The organism is Sphingobium sp. R-21 (assembly GCF_049913335.1).
Classification (GTDB): Bacteria; Pseudomonadota; Alphaproteobacteria; order Sphingomonadales; family Sphingomonadaceae; genus Sphingobium.
Window position 1 is genome coordinate 1340774 of record NZ_CP184374.1, and the last position, 16574, is coordinate 1357347.

Sequence of the window (16574 nt, forward strand, 5' to 3'; positions counted from 1 at the left end):
AGCGATTTCCAAGCGATCGGAACCGATCGCTGGTTAAGAAATCGCGGAAAACAAGGAAACCAGAGCGGGGATCTGATTCAATCAGATCGAAATCCGCTCTAAAGGGTCGGGCTATAGCCCCCGGCCCCCATCGCCTCTTCCGCCAGGCGGATCATGCATTCCGCATGTCGGCGGGCAACGGCCATTCGATCCTCGCCATAGCCGCCGCCCATGGTGCTGGCCAGCGGAATAGCGCGACGGCGCGCGCAGCGCATCACCGCGCGGTCGCGGCGGTCCAGCCCTGCGTCGCTGAGCGCCAGCCGCCCCAGCCGGTCATCCACATGCGGGTCGACGCCGGCCTGATAGAGGATCAGGTCAGGCTGGAAATCGTCGAGCGTTCGCGGGAAAACCTTCATCAACGCATCCATATAGGCCTCATCGCCCGTTCCATCGGGAAGGCCGATATCAAGTGTCGAGCGAGCCTTGCGCACGGGGAAATTCCGTTCCGCATGGATGGAGAGGGTGAAGATTTCGCTCCGTCCCCCAGTCATCACCGCCGTACCGTCGCCCTGATGGACGTCGAGGTCGAGGATCAATATGCGGTTCACCCCCCGCTCCTCGATCAGCCGGTGGGCGGCGATGGCAAGGTCGTTGAACACGCAATATCCCGCCCCACTGTCGGGCAGCGCGTGATGGCTGCCGCCCGCCGCATTGGCAGCATAGCCATGCTGCATGGCGAGCCGCGCCGCCAGCCACGTGCCGCCGGGCGACAGCATGGAGCGGCGCGACACCCGCTCCGTCACCGGAAAGCCGATACGCCTTTCCTTTTCCCGAGGAACAGTCTGCGTCGCCACCTCTTCGACATAGGCCGGATCGTGAACCGCCTCTATCCACGCGCGCTGCATCGGGGCGGGTTCATGCACGGTAAAGGCTGTCGCCGCCATGCTCAGCGCTTCCATCACAAGCCCATATTTGTCGAAGCGAAAGGAACTGCCCGCTGTTGCCGGAGAGACATAAGCCGGATGGTGAACGACATGCAGCATCATCTTTTCCGCTATCTTCGAGTTTGAACGATGCGGGCTTTGCGCTATCTGGTCCAGCATGAACCGTCCCGAATTGATCCGTTTTTCCATTATTTCCCTCCTGAGCGCTGTCGCGAGCCCGACAGTGGCGCAGCCGCCGACGGTCGCGCCGACCATCCCGGCGCCCTCGTCTCAACCGCCGGCGCCTCAGGTGATACTGCCGCCCGCGATGGTGACGCCGCCGCCCGTGCCACTACCGCAACCGACGGCAGCGCAGGAAAAATGGCTGAACGACTGGCTCAGGGGTGGCGCGGTTCAGGGGCTGATGGCGCGGGCCAGAGCGACCGAGACGCTCAAGGGCGATGCCCTTCTGTCCGCCGTGCTGGATCGAGCGAAGGCGTTGAGCACGGGCCGCGTGGACACCGCCGATTTCCTGGAGATCTGGGCTTTGCGGCCGGCGCGCTTCGATCCTCGCCCCGGCCTTGCCAAGGCGATCAGCGAGGACAGGCTGCCGCAATGGGCGCTCAGCCTGACGCCGCCCTATGCCGGCTATGACGGACTTCGCAAGGGCCTGGCCAATTACGAGCGGATTCGCGACGCGGGAGGCTGGCCGACCCTGACGGCGCACTCCTCCCCGGACGTCGTGCGCGCGCGCATCGCGATCGAGGACAAGAGCGTCACGCCCACCGAGAAGCTGGTTGATGTTCTACAGCGGGCGCAGCGGCGCTATGGCCTCAATCCCACCGGCCTGCTCGACACGCGGACGCTCAAGGAATTGAACGTGCCGGTGGACGACCGCATCGCCGCGATCATGGCGAATATGGAACGCTGGCGCTGGATGCCCCGCGAGTTGCCGGTTAACCGGGTGCAGGTGAACATCGCCGCGGCGGTGCTGACAGTGTTCGAGGGTGATGAACCCGTGACGTCGATGCGCGCCGTCACCGGCGCGCCGGACAACGCGACGCCGATGCTGTCGTCCAGCATCCATTCGATCGTCGTCAATCCGCCCTGGAACGTCCCCGCCTCCATCGCGAAGCGCGAATTGTGGCCCAAGGGGCGCGCCACGCTGATCCGGCAAGGCTACAAGATTGTCGGCACGCCGGAGACTGGCGAGCGGATCGTGCAGCCGGCGGGCCCCAACAGCGCGCTGGGCCGGTTGAAGTTCGACTTCAACAACCCGTTCGCCGTCTATCTGCACGATACGCCATCACGGGCGAAGTTTTCGAGCTATGACCGATTGGCGAGCCATGGCTGCATCCGCCTGGAAAAGCCCGTTCCGCTGGCGGAACTGATGGTGGCCGGCAATCCCGATCTGGCGGGCAAGATCCAGTCGCTGATCGATACCGGCAAGACCCAGAGGGTGTCGCTGCCCAAGGAAGTGGCCGTGTACCTGCTCTACTGGACAGCCTTTGCCGGCAATAACGGCACGATGAGCTTCCGTTCCGATCCCTATGGCTGGGACAAGCTGCTGGCCGAGAAGATCGAAGCGTCCAGCCGCCGCGTGGATCCGACCGCCGCGCCCGCCACCTCCATCGCATCCAAGGATTGATCTTCATGCGCAAATTCGCCCTTGTCGCCCTCGCCGGCACGCTCGTCCTCGCCGCCTGCGGCAAGAAAGAGGAAGAGGCGCCAGTGACCAATAATCTGGTCGAGCCGCCTGCGGAGAACGTCATCCAGGAAGAACCCGTCGCGCCGGCGCCTGAGCCGAGCAACAATGCCGCGCCGGAACCCGCGCCGCCGCCCAGCATTTCCGAACAGCAGCAAATCGAGGACGATGCCGCCGCGACCGGCATGACCGCGCGCCTCGGCGGAGACGAAGGCGCCAACGCCACGGAATAGGACCCGGCGTCCCCTTCGCGATCGCCCCGCCCCGAAAAGGAGGCGGGACGGCGGTTTTACGGTCATTGCCGGGACTGACGGCGGGGACGACACTGCCCCGCCCTTGGACTGGCGCTGCTCCTTTGCTATATTGCGATTCATGGATCGTCGCAGTTTTACCAAGCTCGCTTTGAGCGGGCTGGCTTTTTCGTTTCTGGCCGACAGTGCGGGGCGCGCCGCTCCGCTGGGCGAAATGCAGCCGCAACCGGCTGTTCCCCCTGCGCCACACCCGGCATCGACCGGACCGCTCGCTACCCAGCCCTATGCACAACTGCTGGAGCGCGCAAAGGCTGCTCTGGATCAGCATGGTCACATGTTCACCCTGCGCGACCGGGTCGCACTGGCCGATTTCAACGCGCCGTCACGCGAATTGCGCTTCCATGTCGTCGATCTGATCGGCGGCCAGACAAGCTCCTATCTCGTCGCCCATGGCCGCGGTTCCGACCCGGAACATTCGGGCTGGCTCCAGAGCTTTTCCAATGAGCCCAATTCGATGGCGAGCAGTTCCGGTGCCTTCAAGACCAGCGAAATCTATGAGGGCCAACATGGCCGGGCAATGCGCCTCGCGGGCCTGGACCCCCAGAACAACAATGCGGAAATGCGCGCCATCGTTGTACATGGCGCCGATTATGTCAGCGAAAACCATATCGCCACCTGGGGCAAGATTGGCCGCAGCGAGGGCTGTTTCGCGCTTGCCCGCCATATGCTGCCGCAATTTATCGGCCTGATGGGTCCCGGTCGCCTGCTCTATGCCGACAAGATCGTGGGCATAGCGGCTTGAAGCGGGACTGACCTGGTTGAAATACGGCCTGCTCCCGCGACCCGCGCGACGACGCAACCCGATACGGGAGCACGACTGAACCAAAGTACGAAAGCGGCGTCAGCCCGCTTTCGTACCCGTCATCGCCTCGATCGAGGGCTTGTTCATCGCATCGATGGTGCCGTCGCTCAGCATGGCCTTACCCATGGTCAGCGCCTCGGCGGACAGGGCCGGGTCGTTTGCGGTCTGGCTGGCACCGATCAGCGCGGACAGCAGGATGTTCCGGGACACCGCATCCTTGCCATTTTCCGCGACTGACTTGCGCGCGAGGGCAAGGGCCTCCTCATAGAGCGGGTCCGCAGCCGTCTTGTCACCGCCGACCAGCTTCTGATTGCCCATCTGGATCAATATGCCAGCGAAGATATTGCGGCTGGCGGCGTCGGTCGGCTTCGCTTCCACCAGCTTGCGCCAATAGGGCGCGGATTCGGTGTAAAGCGCGATCACCTTGTCCATCCGACCAAGCGCGCCCTGCGCCGCCGCATCTGCATAAAGCGCATTGGCGAGGAAATTCACATTGTCGATCCTGGCGGGATCGGCCTGCACCGCCGTGCGGATGGCGGGCAGTGCGGCTTCATATTTCGCGGCGGCGGCGGCATTGTCGCCAGCCTGCTGCGCGGTCTGTCCGGCGGTGAAATCAGTGACGGCCTGGTTGAAGGCGGCGATCTGTGCCGAGCTCATCTGCCCCGCGGCGGGAGCGGCCTGGGCCGCCTGCTGGGCCAGCGCAGGGGCCGATAGCGCGAGCGGCGCGGACAGGGTGATCAGGGCAAAGAGGGAAAAACGGGACAGCAAGATGGCGCACTCCTCGGTCATGCAACGAATGCGGGCGCGAGGGGATGGCCCGCCTGTTGATATTGAACGAAGACGCCGCGTCATTCCCACCCGGTCAGGCGCGAGTCGTCTCACAAAAGGCTCGTGCCATGGCAAATTCGTGCCTGCGCTTCGCTGACCGGGCCGCCGCCTCCTTGTCCTCGCCCCATTGTTCGACTTCCCATGCTTCGTCGATCTCGGCAGCCGTCCAGATCAGGTCGGCATCGTGGCCGCCCTCCACCACCGCCAGACCACAGACCAGCGAGCCGGACAGCGTCACCAGCGTCGAAAGGCCTGCAAGGGTGAAAGGATCAAAGGCCGTCACGACCCCCGTCAGCCGTGCCAGCGTCTCGTCGGGCTGAGCGACCGGAATGATACCCTGCGTCACCCGAAAGGCGACGTCGTAGCGCGCCATGGCCCATTCCAGCAGCGGGTCCCAGGCCGCCGACTCCCGGACGACAAGCTCCGTCGGACCTTCCGCGCGATAGCAGAGCAGGTCGCTCTCGGCATAGCGGGCAATCCCAGCGGCAAAGCTCTCCCGATTGGGCGCGATCTGGTCGATGGCCCCGTTGGCGAGGCCGGTGAACGGCATGGACCGGGGGTCGACCACATCGCCCTGCGCGCGCCATTCTTCCGCAACCGCCTCTGCAAGCCTATGGGTGGGCAACGCCAGCGGCTCACGAGCCGGCGTACGGACCGGGCGGCCGTCAAGGTGGATTTCAAAACCGGATTCGCCCGCAACGACGGCAGCATCCTGGTAGAAGCGTTTCATGATTGCGGCGGTTTCCTGAACAATGCGAGCAGCAGGCGCGGAACGATGACGAACTGGAACAGGCCGACGATGACGAAGATCGCGCCCATGGCCTTCGCCCTGTTTCCCTGCACCCAATGAAAGCGCTGCATCAGCACGAGAAAGCCGAACATCACCAGCAGCGCGCCCGACAGCCGGAACAGGCCAAGCGCGAAGAAGCGCTGGCGGGCGACCCGGTCCGGGTCCACGGGCGGAACGGGCGGCGTGCCTGTCATCGGGCATCCATATGGCAAGCGTGGATATGGCCGCGCAGTTCGGCGCTGTCCATGGCAACGCTGTGCGCCCCTGCGCTGACCAGTTCCTGCGGCGTGTGATAGCCCCAGCCGACGCCCAGAGCGCGCGTACCGGCGGACAGCGCCATGTCTATGTCGAAGCTGGTATCGCCGATCATCACCGTGCTTTGGGGCGTCGCCCCCGCCTCTGCCATGGCGGTAAGCAGCATGGAGGGATGCGGCTTGGAGGGATGGCGATCGGCGGTCTGCAACGTCACGAAATGGGCGTGGATGCCATGATGCCCAAGGCAGAGTTGCAATCCGCGATCCGATTTGCCGGTAGCCACGCCCAGCAGCCAGCCATCGGCATCCAGTTCGCGGATCAGTTCCGCAATGCCGGGATAAAGGGGTTCCGACACCGCATTTTCGTGGCGAAGCTGCTGGAATGCCAGCTTGTAGCGGTCCGACAGATGATCATGATAATCGACCTCCGCATCGGGAAGCAGGCGCGCCATGGCTAGCGGAAGCGAAAGGCCGACCACCGACAGGATCGTCGCGCGATCCGGCGCGACCAGATTTTCGCCCTCGAATGCGCGGATCATGGCCGCGCAGATGCTGTGCTGGCTGTCGACCAGCGTGCCATCGCAATCGAATACGGCGAGCTTGTTGGTCATGACTTCCTGCGCGGCGCTCCGCCAGAACCACGCGCCCGCCGTTCGCCCTTGCGGTCCTTGCGGATCTGCTTGGCGTGGGCGCGGGCCGCCTTCTTCTCATCCTCCCGCGTGGGCGCGCGGGCGATTTCCTCGTCCAGCGGCAGGTCACCGGCGGAGAAGTCAAAGCCCAGCGAGGCAAGGCTGGCGGCAAAATGATCGGGCAGGTCGGCGCGCACGTCGACCCGGCCACCGTCGGGATGATCGACCCGGATGCGACGGGCGTGAAGGTGCATCTTGCGGCTGATCGTGCCGCTCAGAAAGGCCTCCTTGCCGCCATATTTGCCGTCGCCGACGATGGGATGGCCGATCGCCGCCATATGGACGCGCAACTGATGGGTGCGACCGGTATAGGGTTGCAGTTCGACCCAGGCGGCACGATTGCCCGCACGCTCGATCACGCGATAGCGCGAGCGGGAGGGAAGCCCCTCCTCCTCATCCACATGCATCTTCTCGCCGCCGGTGCCCGGCTGCTTGGCGATCGGCAGTTCGATCATGCCATCCTCGATGGAGGGCACGCCCATGACGATGGCCCAATAAACCTTGCGCGCCGTGCGGCTGGAAAAAGCCTTGGCGAAGAAGGCAGCCGAGCGGGCCGTACGCGCGATGAGCAGCGCGCCGGACGTGTCCTTGTCCAGCCGGTGGACAAGCTTGGGCCGCTGGTCAAGGTCGAACTCCAGCGCGTCGAGTAGGCCGTCGACATGATCTTCCGTCTTCGTGCCGCCCTGCGTGGCAAGACCGGGCGGCTTGTTGATGACGATGGCCTGTGCGTCGCGATGGATGACGAGCCCCTGGGCAAAGGCCGCCTGATCGTCCGTCAGTTGCGGGCGGACGCGTCTGGGCTTTGCGGTTTCGGGGGCCTTGGGCTCGGCAGGAGGGACACGGATGGTCTGTCCCTCGGCGACGCGATCGCCCGGCGCGGCACGGGCGCCATCGACGCGCAACTGGCCAGTGCGCGCCCAGCGGGAGACGCTGTTGAAGCCGATGTCGGGCAGATGCCGCTGGAACCAGCGGTCGAGCCGTATGCCATCGTCATCCGCCGCCACGCGGAATTGCCGCACGTCCAGCGACACGCCCTTCGCCGGCGAAGAGGCGGCGGGCCGGGCGGCGGGCTTTGCCCCGGACGCCTTGGCGGCCGGCACCTTTGCAGCGGATCGGGCGGCAGCCTTGGGCGCATCTGGCTTGCGGGCGCGAGCGGCCTTCGCCGCGCCGCGCGCACGGCCCGGAGCCGCAGCGCCTGGTTTGCGAGGGCCAGAGCCCTTGGCGGGAGGTCGGCCCTTCATGCGATGCTCCTCATAAAGGCCAGGCCGCCGGCCAACGCGCCCACCGCACCGATGACGGAAAGGACCACATAGGCGAGCGCGACGCCCATCTGCCCGCGCTCCATCATCAGCACGGTTTCCAGGCTGAAGGAAGAAAAGGTGGTGAAGCCGCCGAGCAGACCGACCGCCAGCAGCAGACGGATCGGCTCGCCCGCCGAGGTGTTGAAGCGCGTCAGCCACCCGGCGAGCAGGCCCATGGCGAACCCGCCAACGACATTTGCGGCGAACGTCCCCCAGGGCCAGGACGCACCGGGCATCATGTGGAAAGCAAGACGCCCGGTCAGATAGCGCAAGGCCGATCCGACAGCGCCCCCTGCCATGACGAGAAAGATATTGGTCATGCCGCCCGCCCTAGAGCATTTTTGCAAGGCTTGGAAAGCGGTCATTGGCCTGAGGATGGCCACCGCGCTCATGAAGTGGATGGCAGCAGCGGCAGCTATGGGTGATGGCAAACTGAATCGTATCAGCCTGTCAAACGTCCTTGGTCAGCCGGAGTGAGGATTTGGTAATTCAAGTTTGCGTAGATGACGAATAACTTATCGAAGTGGGCCTGTTTGTTGAGAATGATCATCATCGCCTTGGCTGTCGCCGGGTGTAGCGGTTCGTCTGGCAAGGATATGCTGCCCCGAGACACAAGCTTCGGCACATTCTCCGGCAATGGCCCGTTCTTCATCAAAGAGGGAGACAAAACAGTCTTCAGCAGCCCCGGCGCAACCGACTATGTTGCCGTTATGGAACGAACGGATGCGCCTGATGACAAGGTTATCATCTATCGGTCCGCGAATGTCCTGAGAGAAGATAGATATCAGTTTGGTTGGACCCACACCAATATAACGGACCTGAAAAGCGGGATATCCATTCAATATTCTGGCCCGCCAAGGCATCGAGAGACGCTGATAATCAATGGATCCGCAAAATCTCGTGGAACAACGGTTTATCTTGGCAAGGGTGAAGATACGGTTCTTGATGAAAAATGCCATATCTGGTCCTTCGACGGAACCGATCGGTATAGTGACAAATGTTTGACGGACGATGGGATTGTTCTTTGGCAGAAAAATTATGATCGCCGAGGGTCAATCGAAAGGCATTACAGGGCGGTTTCATTGGTTCGCCGCGCTTTGGGCCGAGATGAGCTTTCTGTTCCTGTTGACCTGCTGGAATGGCATACATGGATGGCTCCCCTCGATCCGGATGCGAAGCACAGCCCCAATGACCAGGTCATCCTTTATGGACGAAACGCCTGGAACGGAGCGTCAAAGGCGCAAATGATAAGACGCTTGGGAGACAACATCGCGACCTGGAAATGGGAACAGCGAAATCTCCGACAGATGCTGCTGAAATGGCCCGGTGCTATGGTGCGGTTCGACAGCGATGAAGACGGGGTTCCACTTGAGCTTGCGATATCGCGAACCGGAGAAAGTTTGCTGTACTCGCCTTCGAAATGGGAGGCCGAAAATCCCAGGAAATCCGAGTTTATTCGCGGCTACAGCTGTAGTTGGCGAACGACCATCCGTGCTTCCGAAGGCGACACCCGTGAGTGCAGGACAGCTAACGGCATGCTGCTGAAAAATGCCGACCGATATATCAGCCAAGTGACGGAGCTGACCGCCGCCTCCGCTTCCGTCGGCAAGCTGACAGAAGCTGATTTTCGACCGCCCGCCAAATGGCTGACCTTGGGTTTCTGGGCTACCCCGATTGTATCATCGCAGAAGTAAAATTTGAATCCGCCCGACAAGGACAAATGGCCAAAAACACCCCCGACAAACGCGTCAAGGCGTCTCGGTTTCGGCAGCCTTGGGCGCGGGCACCTTGTCCTTGGCGCTCAGCACGGTAGCGGGCGGACCTTTCTCTATCGCCACCGCCAGTTGGCCCACAGCCGCGCAATTGGCCTTGCACAGCCCTTGTGCCTGCGCGAGATTCTCCTTTGCCTTGGCAATGGCGCCCTTCTCGACCATCGCCTCGCCCTGGCCGACCAGGGCGGCGACGTCATTAGGCTCCAGCAGCAGCGCTTCGCGATACAGGCGGATCGCCTTGCCTTGCAGCCCCTGCGCCCGCGCCACTTCGGCCAGTTCGATATAGGCCATGCGGTTGCGCGGATCGACGGCCAGCGCGCTTTCCAGTGCATCCGTGGCACCCTGATAATTACCCGTCTTGCGCGCCGCTTCCCCCGCCTTCTGCCATTCGACGGACAGCGGTGAAATCTGCGAATCCGGCCGTTGCGTCAGCCCAACGCTGGAAACGGTGGTCAACAATAGTGCCAGGGCGATCGAGGCGGGGGTAAAACGCATGCACAACTCCAGCCATGTTTCAGGCGCTGATTCCGTCCAAGTCTCGCGATTTTGCGGGCGCTTGTCCATCGACTCTTTCACGCTGCCCGTCGCAGCCGCGCGAAATAGAAACCGTCCGTCCCGTCATGCCCCGGCGTCAGCAGCAATCCGTCGCCATGGGGCCGGCCCATCGGCGCATCGAAGGGTTCGGCCCTCCATCCATCATGCCGTGCCAGGAATGCCCGCACCTGATCCCGCCCCTCCCGGTCCGTCAGCGCGCAGGTAGCGTAGACCAACAGGCCGCCCGGCGCCAGCAAGGGCGCGGCAAAATCCAGTATCCGCGCCTGCTCCGCCACCAGCCGGTCGAGCCGCGCGGGAGTCAGCCGCCAGCGCGCCTCCGGATTGCGGCGCCAGGTGCCGGTGCCCGAACAGGGCGCATCGACCAGCACCACGTCTGCACGGCCGTGCAGACTTTCCAGCGCGCCCGCCTCATGCCCCTGATCCAGCAGCAGCGTCTCGATGAAGGTCGCCCCTGCCCGCTCCGCCCGCGGATCAAGCCGCGAAAGCCGCGACCGGATGGTGTCGGCGGCGATCAGCATGCCCTTGCCCGCCATGGCGCTCGCCAGCGCCAGCGTCTTGCCCCCTGCCCCGGCGCAGAGATCGATCACGGTCATCCCCGGCTGCGCCCCGCAGGCGGCGGAGATCAACTGGCTCCCGACATCCTGCACCTCGACCTGCCCCCATTTCCAGGGGTCGCTCTGCTCGACCGGCGCACCTTCGGGCAGGCGCAGCGCGTCGGGCAGGCCGGATAATCTCACTGCATCGGGATAGAGCGGCGCAACCCTGTCAGGATCGGCCTTCAACCTGTTGACGCGCAGATCGACGGGCGCCCGGCCCAACAAGGCGTCCCGTTCCACGGGCGCCGCCAGCAACGGGTCGATCCAGCGGGGCACGACGCCCGCCGCCGATCCCGCTTCATCATCGGCAATCGGCGCCGGCGCATGGGTCGATCCGTCGAACAGCGCGGCCAGTTCCGGACGCTCGCGAGCCAGCCCGACCATCGCAGCGCGCCCATTGTCCGGACGCTCCGCCACGCGGCGCACCGCGTCATAGACATGGTCGCGCACCACCCGCCGGTCGCGCGACCCGGCATAGCGCCGATCCTTGAAATAGCGCGCGATCAGCGTGTCGGCGGCCGGGCCGCCATCCCGCGCCGACGATATGATGGCGTCGAGCAGTTCGATCGCGGCCTGGACTCGCGCGGACGGGGTCATGCGCCATGCCCCTGTCCCGCGAAGGGAACAGCATTCAAAATGGGATTACCGCGTCGGATAATTGGGGGCTTCCCGCGTGATGGTCACGTCATGGACGTGGCTTTCCGACAGGCCCGCATTGGTGATCTGGACGAAGCGCGCCCGCTCCTGCAAATCCTTGATGGTGGCGCTGCCGGTATAGCCCATCGCCGCCTTCACGCCGCCGACAAGCTGGTGGATGACGTCCTTGGCCGGCCCCTTGAAGGGAACCTGGCCCTCGATCCCCTCCGGCACCAGTTTCATCTGGTCCTTGATGTCGGCCTGGAAATAGCGGTCGGCGGAGCCGCGCGCCATCGCCCCGACGCTGCCCATGCCGCGATAGCTCTTATAGGCGCGGCCCTGATAGAGGAAGGTTTCGCCCGGCGCCTCGGCGGTACCGGCGAGCAGCGATCCGACCATGACGCAGCCCGCGCCCGCAGCGAGCGCCTTCGCCACGTCGCCGGAGGTGCGCAGGCCGCCATCCGCGATCACCGGAACGCCGTGCCTGGCCGCTTCCTCCGCCGAATCCATGACGGCGGTCAACTGCGGCACGCCGACGCCAGCGACGACCCGTGTGGTGCAGATGGAGCCTGGCCCGATCCCCACCTTGACGCAGTCGGCACCGGCCCCGATCAGGGCCTTGGTCGCCTCGGCGGTGGCGACGTTGCCGGCGACCACCTGAACATGGTTGGACAGTTTCTTCACCGCCTCCACCGCGACGGCCACCTGCCGGCTGTGGCCATGGGCGGTGTCGATGACGATCAGGTCGCATTCCGCATCGATCAGCGCCTTGCTGCGTTCCAGCCCCTTGTCGCCGACGGTCGATGCCGCCGCCACGCGCAGGCGGCCCGATGCGTCCTTGGTCGCCTGCGGATAGGTGACGGCCTTTTCAATGTCCTTGACGGTGATCAGGCCGACACAATGATAATTATCGTCCACCACCAGCAGCTTTTCGATCCGGCGCTGGTGCAGCAGGCGCCTCGCCTCGTCCTGGCCGACGCCGGTCTTCACCGTGGCCAGATTGTCATGGGTCATCAGTTCACTGACCGGCTGCGCCGGATTTTCGGCAAAGCGCACGTCACGATTGGTGAGGATGCCGACCAGCTTGCCCGATGCCTCGACCACCGGAATGCCGCTGATCTTGTGCCGGGTCATCAGCATCTGCGCGTCGGCCAGCGTGGCGTCGGGCGTGATGGTGATGGGGTTCACCACCATGCCGCTTTCAAAGCGCTTGACCGCCCGTACGGCGTCCGCCTGTTCCTCGACGGACAGGTTGCGGTGCAGGACGCCAAGGCCGCCAAGCTGCGCCATGACGATCGCCATGTCCGCCTCCGTCACCGTGTCCATGGCGGACGAGAGGATCGGGATGTTCAGCTTGATCGCGCGGGTCACATGGGTGCTGGTATCCGCCTGACTGGGCAGCACGTCGGATTCGGCGGGCTGCAAAAGCACGTCGTCGAAGGTGAGGCCGAGGCGGATGTCCATGTAAAGCCACTTTCTGTTGCGCGTCTCATGCGGGGCTGGGCATGATTGCTGGGGGGATTCGTGGCGGCCCATGTAACCATTAAGCGGCAAAACAGCCAGACCCCCGAAAGCATTTTATTGCTGGGGAAGATCGGCGCCGCGCGGCATGCGCCGACCGATTCAATCGCCCAGGATCACGTCGACCCCCGCCCGCGCATGGATGCTGGTGCCGTCATAAATCGGCAGGACGTTCGCCCGCACGTCGACGATCATCTCCAGTTCGGTGCAGGCCAGGATCGCCGCCTGCACATTCTCCTTGGCGATATCGGTGAGTTCCGACTTCATATAGCGTTCGGACTCGCGGCTGACCTTCCCGATGGTCAGCTCATCATAGACGATGCGGTCGATTCTCTCGGCCAGTTCCATGTCGGGCGGCAGCAATGATATGCCATGCGCCACCAGCCGCTGGCGGTAGAATTTCTCCGTCATGACATTGCGCGTACCGATCAGCGCGGCCTTTTCGATGCCGTCGGCCTTCATCTTGCGTCCCACGGCGTCGGCGATGTTGATGATCGGAATGCCGACGCCCGCCTGCACCTCGTCATAGACGCGATGCATGGAATTGGCGCAGATCAGCAACGCTGCCGCGCCGCCCTGCTCCAGCCGCCGGGCCGACGCGGTCAACACGTCGGAAGCATGAGCCCACTCCTCCTCTGTGGTGGAGCGGCCTATGTCCGCGAAATCCAGGCTCTCGATCAGCAGCGGCGCGCTGTGCTGGCCACCCCGGGCGCGGTAAACGGCCTGGTTGATGATCTGATAATAGCGCGCCGTCGACGTCCAGCTAAGACCGCCTATCAGACCGAGCTTCTTCATGGATCCGCTTATCCCATACGCCGACAAGGCCGGACGGGCCTGTCCCTTGACGCAAACCGTTAGGGACGGCGCCCCGCATGGGCAAGCCCCTTCCTCTCCGCAAAGACGCAAAGCCGGATACCGAAAAGACTGCCCGCCGCGCCCGCCAGTCCGCCCGCGACAGCCATCGGCATGTTTTCCATCAGGAAAGCGGATGCCGCCACGGCCCAGCCGGCAAAGCCGCTCACTACCGCCAGCGCTGGCCCCATTCCCGCCAGCAAGGCTCGTTTCGTGACCGCCCAGCCCGCCACCAGCGCGACGGCGATGCAGGCGAGGAGCCGGGCCGGATCCGGCGCCGCGATAAAGGCCGCCGTGGCTCCGCCCGCCGCCAGCAGCAGGACGGCGATAATGAGAATATGCCAGCGATCCGCCCGTCCGCCGCGCAACATGGCGGTCGCCCCTCCGCAAGCCATCGCCCCGCACGAGACGCCAGCGCCAATGCCGGCGGCGCCTACGACGCGCAGTCGATCGGACACATCGTCCAGCAGGCCGAAAGCGTGGGGATCGCGCAAAGCCGCTCCCCCGACCAGCACGGCAGCCACACCGGCCAGGCCGACAAGACCGCTCATCAGCAAGGGGATCCGGGATCGGGGAATGCCTCGCCCCAATGCAAGGCCCACGGCGCTTCCGGTGATCAACGCCGCGCAGATTTGCGGTAGAGCCATGACGTCATGGGTATAGAGGGCCAAGGCCGCTGCGACCATCAACGCGGTAGCCGCCAGATGCGTGCCGCGCCGGAGATCACCCGCAATCGAGACCAGCAACGCCGCCGCCGATAACATGGCCGACAGCGACCAACCGACGAGGATCGTCGCGTTCGCGCCTTCCATCATGGCCCCGGCGGCACGTCCAGCCGCCGCGCTGCCACGAAACCCCCACAAAACGCAGCGCTGCCCGCGACGATCGACAGGAGGCCCAGTGTTCGAGCGATGCTGCTGCCCGCTTCCGCCGAGACGATCAATCCGCCGACAAGAATGGCGGACGAGAGCAACTGAAGCACGAAAACGAGCGCCCAGCCGTCATCAGGCCGCGCCCGCAATGAGACGAACGCCCCGACAATGGAAGCCGCCAAAAAGGAAAGGAGAAGGAACGGGATCATCTGCTCCCCCCTCATGACGGGATTCCGGGACCGGCAGTCCTGTTGCTCTGGAACCGCAGCGGTCAGGTGGAGGAACGAACCGCCCTGTTCAGGAACAGGCCAGATGTCCGGGGAACTGGGACCGTATTGCGCGAACTGCAGGCGACACGCTCCGGATCCAGTCGTCGCATCAGTTTCAAGCGGACATTCAATGCCCGCTTTTGCGCAGAATGTCCTACCTGGCGATCAGCAATATGACCAATGCCGCGACCAGGGCGCAGGCGATGGTTCCCCATTTGATGAGGGCGACAAACCCTTCATAGGTCTGAGTTGCGCTCTTCATATTGCCGTCCGAAGCCATGCACTGTCCCTCTCTGTCCGTTTCGCGGGCATCCTCTTATCGTCAAGCCTTGTCCCCCTCAAGCCTTCAGCGAACAAGAAAATTTTTGCGGTTAAGGCGGTCTTTACCCCTCCTCCCTAACTTCAGCGCCAGTTCGCATATGAGGGGTAAGGATGGCGCGCGACGGCATTCCCATGCTGATGTTGATCGACGACGAGCCGGCACAGCGCAGGCTGGTGTCCGCTCTCGCCGCCAGGGCGGGATGGCGCACCATCTTCGTCAATGACGGCGATACCGCGATCGCGATGCTGGGCACGCAGGATGGAATGCGGCTGGATGCCGTCCTGCTCGATCAATGGAGCCCGAATTATGAGCCGGCAGGCCTGATCCGCGAATTGCGGGCCCGTCGCCCGGCACTGCCCCTGTTGATCCTGACCGCGCACAATAATGTCGCCGTAGCGGTGGAAGCGATGCGGGCCGGCGCGACCGACTATCTTGCCAAGCCGATCGCGCCTGAAAGGCTGCTCGCCGCGCTTAACGCCACGCTGAACGGGGAGCATGGCAAGGGCGAGTTGCGCCCGCTGACGGAGAAGATCCCCGCCGCCCTCTCCTTCGAGGATGTGGTCGGCGCCGCACCGCAGTTCCGCGCCGCGCTCGCCATAGCGGCCAAGGCGGCCCGCGCCCGCGTGCCCGTGCTGATCGAGGGGGAAAGCGGCGTCGGCAAGGATGTGATCGCCCGCGCCATCCACGCGGCGTCGCCCCGCCACAAGCAGGCCATGATCACCGTGAATTGCGGCGCCATCCCTGCCAATCTGGTGGAATCCGACCTGTTCGGCCATGAACGCGGCGCCTTCACCGGCGCATTCGACCGGCAGATCGGCAAATTCGTTGCCGCCGACATGGGCACGATCTTCCTCGACGAGGTCAGCGAAATGCCGCTGGACGCGCAGGTCAAGCTGCTGCGCGTGCTCCAGGACGGCGAAGTCCAGCCGATCGGCGCGCGCCGCCCGATCCATGTCGACGTGCGCGTCATCGCCGCCACCAACAAGCGCTTGCATGATGAGATCGAAGCAGGGCGCTTCCGCGAAGACCTTTATTACCGCCTCAACGTCGTGCAACTCACCATTCCGCCGCTGCGCGAGCGGTTGGGCGACGTGCCGGCGCTGTGCCGCCATCTGCTTGCCCGCATCGCGACGCAGCCGGGATTGCGCGGCCTTGGCCTGACCGACGACGCGCTGGCGCTGCTGATGCAGCATGATTGGCCGGGCAATGTGCGCCAGCTTCAGAACGCGCTGTTCCGCGCCGCCGTGCTGTGCGAGGGCGATGCCCTGACACCCCAGGATTTTCCGCAGATCGCCGCGCAGATCCGCGGACGCGCCCATGGCGATGCGCCCCACGGTCGGCTGCGCATCGTGCCGCAACCGCATCGGGAGGTCGCGGGCATTACCCTGTTCGAAGGGGACGGCCATATCCGCCAACTGGCGGAGATCGAGGCGGACGTCATTCGGTTGGCCATCGGCCATTATCGCGGGCGCATGACCGAAGTGGCCCGGCGGCTGGGCATCGGTCGCTCGACCCTCTATCGCAAGTTGGCGGAACTGGGCATCGACAGCGCCGCCTGACCGGCCACCGGTTCGGACTGAACGCCCCGCACCGCCAT

Annotated in this window: 19 protein-coding genes; 5 read left to right on the plus strand and 14 right to left on the minus strand. The window is 64.5% G+C overall.

The window, feature by feature from the left end:
* Window positions 1-98: 98 nt before the first annotated feature.
* Window positions 99-1022, minus strand: coding sequence for a histone deacetylase family protein (locus ACN9MX_RS06300; RefSeq protein ID WP_426387484.1), 924 nt, complete (start codon window positions 1020-1022; stop codon window positions 99-101).
* A gap of 58 nt (window positions 1023-1080) precedes the next feature.
* Between ACN9MX_RS06300 and ACN9MX_RS06305 the strand changes: the two genes are divergently transcribed.
* The 3 genes from ACN9MX_RS06305 (at window position 1081) to ACN9MX_RS06315 (ending at window position 3660) form a co-directional block, all read left to right on the plus strand.
* Window positions 1081-2550: a L,D-transpeptidase family protein gene (locus ACN9MX_RS06305; RefSeq protein ID WP_426387376.1), complete on the plus strand. Its 1470-nt coding sequence runs from the start codon at window positions 1081-1083 to the stop codon at window positions 2548-2550.
* Window positions 2551-2555: 5 nt separating this feature from the next.
* A complete protein-coding gene (locus ACN9MX_RS06310) occupies window positions 2556-2840 on the plus strand; it encodes a hypothetical protein (protein WP_363734473.1) in 285 nt (94 codons plus the stop codon).
* Between the two features lie 139 nt (window positions 2841-2979).
* A complete protein-coding gene (locus ACN9MX_RS06315; protein ID WP_426387377.1) occupies window positions 2980-3660 on the plus strand; it encodes a murein L,D-transpeptidase catalytic domain family protein in 681 nt (226 codons plus the stop codon).
* Window positions 3661-3759: 99 nt separating this feature from the next.
* On the opposite strand, the gene ACN9MX_RS06320 is transcribed toward ACN9MX_RS06315, so the two are convergent.
* The 6 genes from ACN9MX_RS06320 to crcB form a co-directional block, all read right to left on the minus strand.
* A complete protein-coding gene (locus tag ACN9MX_RS06320) occupies window positions 3760-4509 on the minus strand; it encodes a hypothetical protein (RefSeq protein ID WP_426387378.1) in 750 nt (249 codons plus the stop codon).
* A gap of 73 nt (window positions 4510-4582) precedes the next feature.
* Window positions 4583-5278, minus strand: a complete 696-nt coding sequence (locus ACN9MX_RS06325; protein ID WP_426387379.1) for an ATP12 family chaperone protein — start codon at window positions 5276-5278, stop codon at window positions 4583-4585.
* Window positions 5275-5532, minus strand: a complete 258-nt coding sequence (locus tag ACN9MX_RS06330; protein WP_363826426.1) for a hypothetical protein — start codon at window positions 5530-5532, stop codon at window positions 5275-5277. The genes ACN9MX_RS06325 and ACN9MX_RS06330 overlap by 4 nt, the downstream gene beginning before the upstream one ends.
* Window positions 5529-6203 (minus strand): HAD-IA family hydrolase, encoded by a 675-nt coding sequence (locus ACN9MX_RS06335; RefSeq protein ID WP_363734468.1) that lies wholly within the window; start codon window positions 6201-6203, stop codon window positions 5529-5531. The genes ACN9MX_RS06330 and ACN9MX_RS06335 overlap by 4 nt, the downstream gene beginning before the upstream one ends.
* A complete protein-coding gene (locus ACN9MX_RS06340; protein ID WP_426387380.1) occupies window positions 6200-7522 on the minus strand; it encodes an RluA family pseudouridine synthase in 1323 nt (440 codons plus the stop codon). Before ACN9MX_RS06340 ends, ACN9MX_RS06335 begins: the two co-directional genes overlap by 4 nt.
* On the minus strand, window positions 7519-7902 hold the full coding sequence (gene crcB / locus ACN9MX_RS06345) for a fluoride efflux transporter CrcB (protein ID WP_426387381.1): 384 nt from the start codon (window positions 7900-7902) through the stop codon (window positions 7519-7521). Before crcB ends, ACN9MX_RS06340 begins: the two co-directional genes overlap by 4 nt.
* Window positions 7903-8124: 222 nt before the next feature.
* Between crcB and ACN9MX_RS06350 the strand changes: the two genes are divergently transcribed.
* Window positions 8125-9276: a hypothetical protein gene (locus tag ACN9MX_RS06350; protein WP_426387382.1), complete on the plus strand. Its 1152-nt coding sequence runs from the start codon at window positions 8125-8127 to the stop codon at window positions 9274-9276.
* A gap of 54 nt (window positions 9277-9330) precedes the next feature.
* Here the strand turns inward: ACN9MX_RS06350 and ACN9MX_RS06355 are convergent, their stop codons facing one another.
* The 7 genes from ACN9MX_RS06355 to ACN9MX_RS06385 form a co-directional block, all read right to left on the minus strand.
* A complete protein-coding gene (locus ACN9MX_RS06355) occupies window positions 9331-9849 on the minus strand; it encodes a tetratricopeptide repeat protein (protein ID WP_133652360.1) in 519 nt (172 codons plus the stop codon).
* Between the two features lie 77 nt (window positions 9850-9926).
* On the minus strand, window positions 9927-11102 hold the full coding sequence (locus ACN9MX_RS06360) for an RsmB/NOP family class I SAM-dependent RNA methyltransferase (protein WP_426387383.1): 1176 nt from the start codon (window positions 11100-11102) through the stop codon (window positions 9927-9929).
* A 45-nt stretch (window positions 11103-11147) separates the two neighbouring features.
* The gene (guaB, locus tag ACN9MX_RS06365; protein WP_133652362.1) at window positions 11148-12605 is read right to left on the minus strand and encodes an IMP dehydrogenase; all 1458 of its coding nucleotides are present in this window, start codon (window positions 12603-12605) and stop codon (window positions 11148-11150) included.
* Window positions 12606-12764: 159 nt separating this feature from the next.
* Entirely contained in the window at window positions 12765-13457 is a 693-nt protein-coding gene (locus tag ACN9MX_RS06370; RefSeq protein ID WP_363734462.1) for an aspartate/glutamate racemase family protein, read from the minus strand.
* Window positions 13458-13516: 59 nt separating this feature from the next.
* On the minus strand, window positions 13517-14329 hold the full coding sequence (locus ACN9MX_RS06375) for an NAD(P)(+) transhydrogenase (Re/Si-specific) subunit beta (protein WP_426387384.1): 813 nt from the start codon (window positions 14327-14329) through the stop codon (window positions 13517-13519).
* Window positions 14326-14595 (minus strand): proton-translocating transhydrogenase family protein, encoded by a 270-nt coding sequence (locus tag ACN9MX_RS06380; protein WP_426387385.1) that lies wholly within the window; start codon window positions 14593-14595, stop codon window positions 14326-14328. The genes ACN9MX_RS06375 and ACN9MX_RS06380 overlap by 4 nt, the downstream gene beginning before the upstream one ends.
* Before the next feature lie 214 nt (window positions 14596-14809).
* Entirely contained in the window at window positions 14810-14917 is a 108-nt protein-coding gene (locus tag ACN9MX_RS06385; protein WP_363734459.1) for an aa3-type cytochrome c oxidase subunit IV, read from the minus strand.
* A 170-nt stretch (window positions 14918-15087) separates the two neighbouring features.
* Between ACN9MX_RS06385 and ACN9MX_RS06390 the strand changes: the two genes are divergently transcribed.
* Entirely contained in the window at window positions 15088-16536 is a 1449-nt protein-coding gene (locus tag ACN9MX_RS06390; RefSeq protein ID WP_363734458.1) for a sigma-54-dependent transcriptional regulator, read from the plus strand.
* Window positions 16537-16574 lie beyond the last annotated feature (38 nt).

Bases quoted from the DNA above. Each gene is read 5' to 3' on its own strand.
- ACN9MX_RS06300 (WP_426387484.1), bottom strand. From the start codon at position 1,022: ATGCTGCATGTCGTTCACCATCCGGCTTATGTCTCTCCGGCAACAGCG.
- ACN9MX_RS06305 (WP_426387376.1), top strand. From the start codon at position 1,081: ATGAACCGTCCCGAATTGATCCGTTTTTCCATTATTTCCCTCCTGAGC.
- ACN9MX_RS06310 (WP_363734473.1), top strand. From the start codon at position 2,556: ATGCGCAAATTCGCCCTTGTCGCCCTCGCCGGCACGCTCGTCCTCGCC.
- ACN9MX_RS06315 (WP_426387377.1), top strand. From the start codon at position 2,980: ATGGATCGTCGCAGTTTTACCAAGCTCGCTTTGAGCGGGCTGGCTTTT.
- ACN9MX_RS06320 (WP_426387378.1), bottom strand. From the start codon at position 4,509: ATGACCGAGGAGTGCGCCATCTTGCTGTCCCGTTTTTCCCTCTTTGCC.
- ACN9MX_RS06325 (WP_426387379.1), bottom strand. From the start codon at position 5,278: ATGAAACGCTTCTACCAGGATGCTGCCGTCGTTGCGGGCGAATCCGGT.
- ACN9MX_RS06330 (WP_363826426.1), bottom strand. From the start codon at position 5,532: ATGACAGGCACGCCGCCCGTTCCGCCCGTGGACCCGGACCGGGTCGCC.
- ACN9MX_RS06335 (WP_363734468.1), bottom strand. From the start codon at position 6,203: ATGACCAACAAGCTCGCCGTATTCGATTGCGATGGCACGCTGGTCGAC.
- ACN9MX_RS06340 (WP_426387380.1), bottom strand. From the start codon at position 7,522: ATGAAGGGCCGACCTCCCGCCAAGGGCTCTGGCCCTCGCAAACCAGGC.
- crcB (WP_426387381.1), bottom strand. From the start codon at position 7,902: ATGACCAATATCTTTCTCGTCATGGCAGGGGGCGCTGTCGGATCGGCC.
- ACN9MX_RS06350 (WP_426387382.1), top strand. From the start codon at position 8,125: ATGATCATCATCGCCTTGGCTGTCGCCGGGTGTAGCGGTTCGTCTGGC.
- ACN9MX_RS06355 (WP_133652360.1), bottom strand. From the start codon at position 9,849: ATGCGTTTTACCCCCGCCTCGATCGCCCTGGCACTATTGTTGACCACC.
- ACN9MX_RS06360 (WP_426387383.1), bottom strand. From the start codon at position 11,102: ATGACCCCGTCCGCGCGAGTCCAGGCCGCGATCGAACTGCTCGACGCC.
- guaB (WP_133652362.1), bottom strand. From the start codon at position 12,605: ATGGACATCCGCCTCGGCCTCACCTTCGACGACGTGCTTTTGCAGCCC.
- ACN9MX_RS06370 (WP_363734462.1), bottom strand. From the start codon at position 13,457: ATGAAGAAGCTCGGTCTGATAGGCGGTCTTAGCTGGACGTCGACGGCG.
- ACN9MX_RS06375 (WP_426387384.1), bottom strand. From the start codon at position 14,329: ATGATGGAAGGCGCGAACGCGACGATCCTCGTCGGTTGGTCGCTGTCG.
- ACN9MX_RS06380 (WP_426387385.1), bottom strand. From the start codon at position 14,595: ATGATCCCGTTCCTTCTCCTTTCCTTTTTGGCGGCTTCCATTGTCGGG.
- ACN9MX_RS06385 (WP_363734459.1), bottom strand. From the start codon at position 14,917: ATGAAGAGCGCAACTCAGACCTATGAAGGGTTTGTCGCCCTCATCAAA.
- ACN9MX_RS06390 (WP_363734458.1), top strand. From the start codon at position 15,088: ATGGCGCGCGACGGCATTCCCATGCTGATGTTGATCGACGACGAGCCG.